The organism is Streptomyces sp. SID14478 (assembly GCF_010548525.1).
Lineage (GTDB): Bacteria > Actinomycetota > Actinomycetes > Streptomycetales > Streptomycetaceae > Streptomyces.
Genome location: NZ_JAAGMG010000008.1, coordinates 1 through 5,974 on the forward strand (window position 1 = coordinate 1; position 5,974 = coordinate 5,974).

Sequence of the window (5,974 nt, forward strand, 5' to 3'; positions counted from 1 at the left end):
GGGGCACTCGCTTCGGCCGGGGACGCCGCCAAGGGGGCGAACAGCAGGGCGACGACCAGGACGAGCGCGCGGGCCCACGCCCGGGCACGGGGGCCCGGGGCGGCGGGGCGGACGGCGGCGCTCATACACGTGTTGTCCCCCGGTCCCGGGCGGGACGTGATCTCGTAGCGGCAGAACCGCCCTCATGGGCTACGCGGGCATCAGCCCGCTGACGCGGCCTTGGCCGCTTTCGCCGCCGCCTTCATCTCCTGCTTGTGGGCGCGGACCTTCGTGAGGGACTCGGGGCCCGTGATGTCGGCAACGGAGCGGTACGCCTTCGCCTCGCCGTACGCGCCCGCCGCCTCGCGCCAGCCCTTGGGGCGCACGCCGAGCTGCTTGCCGAGCAGGGCGAGGAAGATCTGGGCCTTCTGTTTGCCGAAGCCCGGCAGGTCGCCGAGGCGGGCCAGGAGCTCCTTGCCGGTGGCGACGTCCGTCCACACCGCGGCCGCGTCACCGTCGTAGTGCTCGACCAGGAACCGGCACAGCTGCTGGACCCGCTTGGCCATGGACCCCGGGTAGCGGTGCACGGCCGGCTTGGCGGAGAGCAGCGCGGCGAAGGCCTCGGGGTCGTACGCGGCGATCTCGTGCGCGTCGAGGTCGTCGGCGCCGAGCCGGTCGGCGATGGTGCGCGGCCCCGCGAACGCCCACTCCATGGGCACCTGCTGGTCGAGCAGCATCCCGACGAGCGCGGCGAGCGGGCTGCGCCCGAGCAGTTCGTCGGCGGCGGGGTCCTGGGCCAGGTGGAGGGTGACGTCCATAGCGCTCATACGTCGATGATCGCGCCGTTGGCGGACGGCTGCTACCGCCGGGGGTTCACGAGCGGGCGATCAGCAGCACCGAGGCCGTGACGCCCACCACCACGATGATGCCGCGCATCGCGGCCGGCGGGAGCCTGCGCCCGAGCCGGGCGCCGAGCAGACCGCCCGCCGTGGAGCCCGCGGCGATCAGCGCCACCACCTTCCAGTCGACGTCGGCGACGGCGATGAAGACGACCGCGGCGATCCCGTTGACCAGCGACGCGAGGACGTTCTTGGCGGCGTTCAGGCGCTGCAGGTCGTCGCGGAGGACCGCGCCGAACATGCCCATGAGCAGGACGCCCTGGGCCGCGCCGAAGTAGCCGCCGTAGACGCCGGTGCCGAGGACGCCGAGCCACATGGGCAGGCCGCCGTCGGTGCGGGCGTCCGGCTTGCGGCGCGAGCGCATCCAGCGGTTCAGGCGCGGCTGGAGCAGGACGAGCACGCAGGCGGTCAGGATCAGTACGGGCACGATGGCGCGGAAGGCGGCGTCGGGGAGGTTCAGCAGGAGCAGCGCCCCGGTGAGCCCGCCGAGCAGGGAGGCCGCGCCGAACCGGATCAACCGGCGCCGCTGGCCGCGCAGTTCGCGCCGGTAGCCGTAGGCGGCGCTGAGCGTGCCCGGCACCAGGCCGATGTTGTTGGAGACGTTCGCGAGGACCGGCGGGTAGCCGAGGGCCAGCAGGGTCGGGAAGGTGATCAGGGTGCCGGAGCCGACCACCGCGTTGATGCCGCCCGCCGCGACCCCGGCGGCGCCGATCGCGACTGCGTCCACTACGTCCACGAACAACAACTCCGCGCTCTCGTACCGATGTACCGATGTACTGGTGTGCCGACGTACCGGTGTGCCGATACGCCGATGCCTGAGGTCCGGTGCACCCGATGGCCACCCGATGCACCCGGCAAGGGTCTCAACAAGGGGCTCAACGGGTCGGCACCCGCCGGGAGTTCGCGACCTCGTCGGCGGGTTGCCGCCCTGGGCCGTCCCGTAGACGATCGTGCGCGTGCCCCGGACCCAAGTCAATCCTAGGGTTCTATTGGAGAGACCCCAGCTGTAGCTTGGGTGCGGTGACCCTCGACGACCTCCGCGTCTTCGTCGCCGTCTGCCGCGCGGGCAGCCTCAGCGCCGTCGCACGCGAACTGTCCTGTACGCAGTCCGCGGTGAGCCAGCACGTCAAACGGCTGGAGAAGGAGGTCGGCATCGGCCTCCTGGAGCGGCACGCGCGCGGTGTCGTGCCCACCCCCGCGGGCCGCATCCTGCGCGCCGCCGCGGCCGACGGCATCGGCGGCATCGACCACGCGCTGCGCCGCCTCGGCGACCTGGTGCGCGGGGAGAGCGGCTCGGTGCGGGTGACGACGGGCGCCACCTCCGTGCGCCACTTCATGGCGGAGGCGATCGTCGACTTCCGCCGCAGCCACCCCCAGGTCAGCCTGGAGTTCCAGACGGTCTCCTCCAGCCGCAGCTGCTTCGAGGCCCTCGCCGCGCACGACCTCGACCTGGCCTGGATCACCATGGGCGCCCCGGAGCGCGGCATAGAACTGCGCCCCGTGGTCGAACTCCCCTGGGTCCTCGCCGTCCGCGAGGACGACGCCCTGGCCGCCAGGTCCCGCGCCGAACCTGCCGACCTGACCGCCTCGGCCCAGCTGATCCTGCCGCCCGAGCACTCCACGTCCCGCGGCCACCTCGACGAGCGCTTCGCCGAACTGGGCATCGCGCAGGGACCCGCCTCCGGCACCGGCATCGCCGACTGGGACACCGCCGTGCACCTGGCCGAACTGGGCCTCGGCCACGCCGTCGTCCCCGACCTGCCGGGCCTGCGCGGCCCCGGCCACCCCGGCCTCACCCTGCTCCCGGTCCCCTGCCTGCCACCCCTCCAGGTCGGCTGGGCGGTCCGCCGCTGGTCCGCGCTGTCCCCCCTGGCCCGGACCTTCGCCGACACGGTGGGCCACAGCTGCGGCGGCCGATTCCGGGAACCCGGGCCACTCGGCTGAGGCGGCGTCGGGGGTCGCGCCGGCCGGCCGGGCCGCTGAACACCACGTACGACTGCGCCTTCTCCCGGGGCGGACTCCGGTGCATTCCGCGCGGTCCCGCAGGCACGGCACGGGCTGTCGGCGCTCGCGGACACGGACGCGCTGTTGACGGCGGTGACGGCCCGACCTGATCGTGTTCCCGTCGCTACCTGAGGGACTGAGGGGAGTGCGGGCCATGGTGTCGTACGAGTCGTATGAGGAAGTCTTCCGCGCGAGCACCGACGACCCGGAGGGGTTCTGGCTCGCGGCCGCCGGGGGGATCGACTGGGACGTGGTGCCCTTGCGGGCGCTCGACGCGTCGCGGGCGCCGTTCTACCGGTGGTTCCCGGACGCGGAGCTGAACGTGTGCCACAACGCGCTCGACCGGCACGTCGCGGCGGGGCGCGGGGAGCAGGCCGCGCTCGTGTACGACTCGCCGGTGACCGGGGTCCGACGCACGTACAGCTACCGGGAGTTGACGGAGCAGGTCGCCCTGTTCGCCGGGGTGCTCGCGGGGCTCGGGGTGGGGCGGGGGGACCGGGTCGTCGTCTATCTGCCCATGGTGCCCGAGGCCGTCGTTGCGATGCTGGCCTGCGCGCGGCTGGGGGCCGTGCACTCCGTGGTGTTCGGCGGGTTCGCGGCGCCCGAGCTGGCCGCGCGGATCGACGACGCCGCGCCGAAGGTCGTCGTCTCCGCATCGTGCGGCGTCGAGGGCGCGCGGGTGATCCCCTACAAGCCGCTCCTCGACCGGGCCGTCGAACTGGCGGAGCACCGGCCGGACGCGTGCGTGGTGCTGCAACGGCCCCAACTGCGAGCCGAGTTGGGGGAGGGAGACGTCGACTGGGACGAGGCGGTGCGGGCGGCGCGCCCGCACGCGTGCGTGTCCGTCACCGCCACCGATCCGCTCTACATCCTCTACACGTCCGGAACGACCGGGAAGCCCAAGGGAGTGGTGCGGGACTGCGGCGGGTACGCGGTCGCGCTGCGCTGGACCATGGAGGCCGTGTACGACGTCGGGCCGGGTGAGGTCATGTTCACCGCGTCCGACGTCGGCTGGGTCGTCGGGCACTCGTACATCGTGTACGGGCCGCTGCTCGCCGGCGCGACGACCGTGCTGTACGAGGGGAAGCCGGTGGGGACGCCGGACGCGGGCCAGTTCTGGCGGGTGGCCGAGGAGTACCGGGTGAAGGCGCTGTTCACCGCGCCGACCGCGTTCCGGGCCATCAAGAAGGTCGATCCGGCAGGGGAGTTGGCGCGCGCCTACGACCTGAGCGAGCTGAAGTACCTGTTCCTCGCCGGGGAGCGGCTCGACCCGGAGACGTACCGCTGGGCGGGCGAACTGCTGGGCATTCCCGTCGTCGACCACTGGTGGCAGACCGAGACCGGGTGGCCGATCGTCGCCAACCCCGTGGGCATCGAGCGCGCCCCGGCCAAGCCGGGCTCGTCGACCTGGCCGCTGCCCGGCTGGGACGTGCGCGTCCTCGACGCCGCGGGGAAGCCGGTGCCGCGCGGCGAGGAGGGCGCGGACGGGGCGATCGTGGTGAAGCTGCCGATGCCGCCGGGTGCGCTGACGACCCTGTGGAACGACGACGCGCGGTTCGTCTCCTCGTACCTGTCCGCGTACGACGGGTTCTATCTGACCGGGGACGGCGGGCGCATCGACGAGGACGGCTACGTCTTCGTGATGGGGCGTACGGACGACGTCATCAACGTCGCCGGGCACCGGCTGTCCACCGGGAGCATGGAGGAGGTCCTCGCCTCGCACCCCGCGGTCGCCGAGTGCGCGGTCATCGGGGTCGCCGACCCGCTCAAGGGCCAAGTGCCGCGCGGATTCGTGGTGTTGAAGGAGGGCGTGACCACGGCGCCCGACCTCGTCGAGGGGGACCTCGTGCGCCTCGTACGGGAACGGATCGGCGCCGTCGCCTCGCTCAAGGACGTCTGCGTGGTGGACGCGCTGCCCAAGACGCGGTCCGGGAAGATCCTGCGCAGGACCATGCGCGGCATCGCCGACGGGCTCGACGAGGCGGTGCCGTCGACCGTCGACGATGCGACTGTGCTGGATGCGCTGCGGCCGGTCCTCATCCGGGGGTCAGCGGCCGAGCAGTGACCGGATCGCGACGCGGTCGACACGGGTCAGGCCGCGCACCAGGAGCGGGGTGAGGAAGACGAGCACGAAGCCGATCCCGGAGACGGCGGCGATCTGGGCGGGCGACTCGATGTAGTACGCGTGGTGCACGCCCGCGTCGGTGGTGAAGTCGAAGACGCGGTAGCCGGGCCAGTCCAGGTAGCGGTGGAAGACCCAGGAGTACGTGGGGAAGAGCGCGACCGCCCAGCCGGTGACGAGGAACGTCACCGAGAGGACGAAGGACAGCACGCGCCACGGGAACATCACCGTCTGGAAGAGCAGCGCTTTCCACCCGGCGGCGTCGGTCAGCCGGCCGCGCAGGCCGGGCGCGGGGGCCGCCGGGGCCTCGACGTCCAGGTCGAGCAGGGCACGGGCCCGGCCGCGTTCGGCGGCGCCGAGGGCGCGGGCACCGGTCAGGGCGGCGGCGAGCACCGGCAGGCCGACCCAGATGGCGAGGGTGCCCACGCCCAGGGCGAACAGCGTCACGGCGAAGGCGAAGCCGGCGATCGCCACGGGCAGCGACGTGATCGTGTGGCCGATCGCGCGGTAGGTGGCCCCGGCGAAGGGGGCACGCCAGAAGGCCGGAGCGGCGGCGGATGTGGAGGCGGATACGGGGGCGGACGCGGTGCGGTGGGTGGCCGCGGGAGCGGTACGGCCCGGGTGGTCCGAGGAGCGGTCCGCGGAGTGGTCCGAGGGGGAGTGGTCCGTGGTGGGGAGCATCGTCGAGGTCATGGGTAAAGCCTCGCGGCTCGGCGACCGCGAAGACATGGGGCGCCATGGTGTCTTGGGGGTGGGGTTAGCCCCCGGCGGCCTCGTGTGGTTCTCCCCGGCGGACGTGTGCACGCAGACGCACGTGTACGCGCAGACGGGCGAGCGCCTGCTCCGGGTCGAGCGCGGCCCCCTCCCGGAAACGTTCGGCGTACGGGCCCGGCCCCAGCTCCGCCGCCGCCCGCGCGGCGATCCGGTCCACGTCCCCGCGCTCGGCCGCGGGCAACGGCGACCCCGCCCC

Annotated in this window: 6 protein-coding genes; 2 read left to right on the forward strand and 4 right to left on the reverse strand. The window is 73.4% G+C overall.

All coding sequences use genetic code 11. The annotated features are described in order from the left end of the window. Positions 1–200: 200 nt before the first annotated feature. Both G3I40_RS00550 and G3I40_RS00555 read right to left on the reverse strand, forming a co-directional pair. Positions 201–797, reverse strand: a complete 597-nt coding sequence (locus G3I40_RS00550) for an HhH-GPD-type base excision DNA repair protein (RefSeq protein WP_164300166.1) — start codon at positions 795–797, stop codon at positions 201–203. 55 nt (positions 798–852) lie between these two features. Next, the gene (locus tag G3I40_RS00555; protein WP_164300161.1) at positions 853–1,614 is read right to left on the reverse strand and encodes a sulfite exporter TauE/SafE family protein; all 762 of its coding nucleotides are present in this window, start codon (positions 1,612–1,614) and stop codon (positions 853–855) included. A gap of 284 nt (positions 1,615–1,898) precedes the next feature. On the opposite strand from G3I40_RS00555, the gene G3I40_RS00560 reads away from it, so the two are divergent. Continuing rightward, entirely contained in the window at positions 1,899–2,822 is a 924-nt protein-coding gene (locus tag G3I40_RS00560; protein ID WP_164300162.1) for a LysR family transcriptional regulator, read from the forward strand. A 214-nt stretch (positions 2,823–3,036) separates the two neighbouring features. After that, positions 3,037–4,947, forward strand: coding sequence for a propionyl-CoA synthetase (locus G3I40_RS00565; RefSeq protein ID WP_164300163.1), 1,911 nt, complete (start codon positions 3,037–3,039; stop codon positions 4,945–4,947). Here the strand turns inward: G3I40_RS00565 and G3I40_RS00570 are convergent. Together G3I40_RS00570 and G3I40_RS00575 are read right to left on the reverse strand one after the other, a co-directional pair. After that, the gene (locus G3I40_RS00570; protein ID WP_164300164.1) at positions 4,930–5,697 is read right to left on the reverse strand and encodes a sensor domain-containing protein; all 768 of its coding nucleotides are present in this window, start codon (positions 5,695–5,697) and stop codon (positions 4,930–4,932) included. The two genes, G3I40_RS00565 and G3I40_RS00570, sit on opposite strands and share 18 nt — an antisense overlap. 64 nt (positions 5,698–5,761) lie before the next feature. Continuing rightward, on the reverse strand, positions 5,762–5,974 hold a 213-nt coding region (locus G3I40_RS00575), incomplete at its 5' end, for a hypothetical protein (RefSeq protein WP_164300165.1).

Bases quoted from the DNA above. Each gene is read 5' to 3' on its own strand.
- G3I40_RS00550 (WP_164300166.1), bottom strand. From the start codon at position 797: ATGGACGTCACCCTCCACCTGGCCCAGGACCCCGCCGCCGACGAACTG.
- G3I40_RS00570 (WP_164300164.1), bottom strand. From the start codon at position 5,697: ATGACCTCGACGATGCTCCCCACCACGGACCACTCCCCCTCGGACCAC.
- G3I40_RS00565 (WP_164300163.1), top strand. From the start codon at position 3,037: ATGGTGTCGTACGAGTCGTATGAGGAAGTCTTCCGCGCGAGCACCGAC.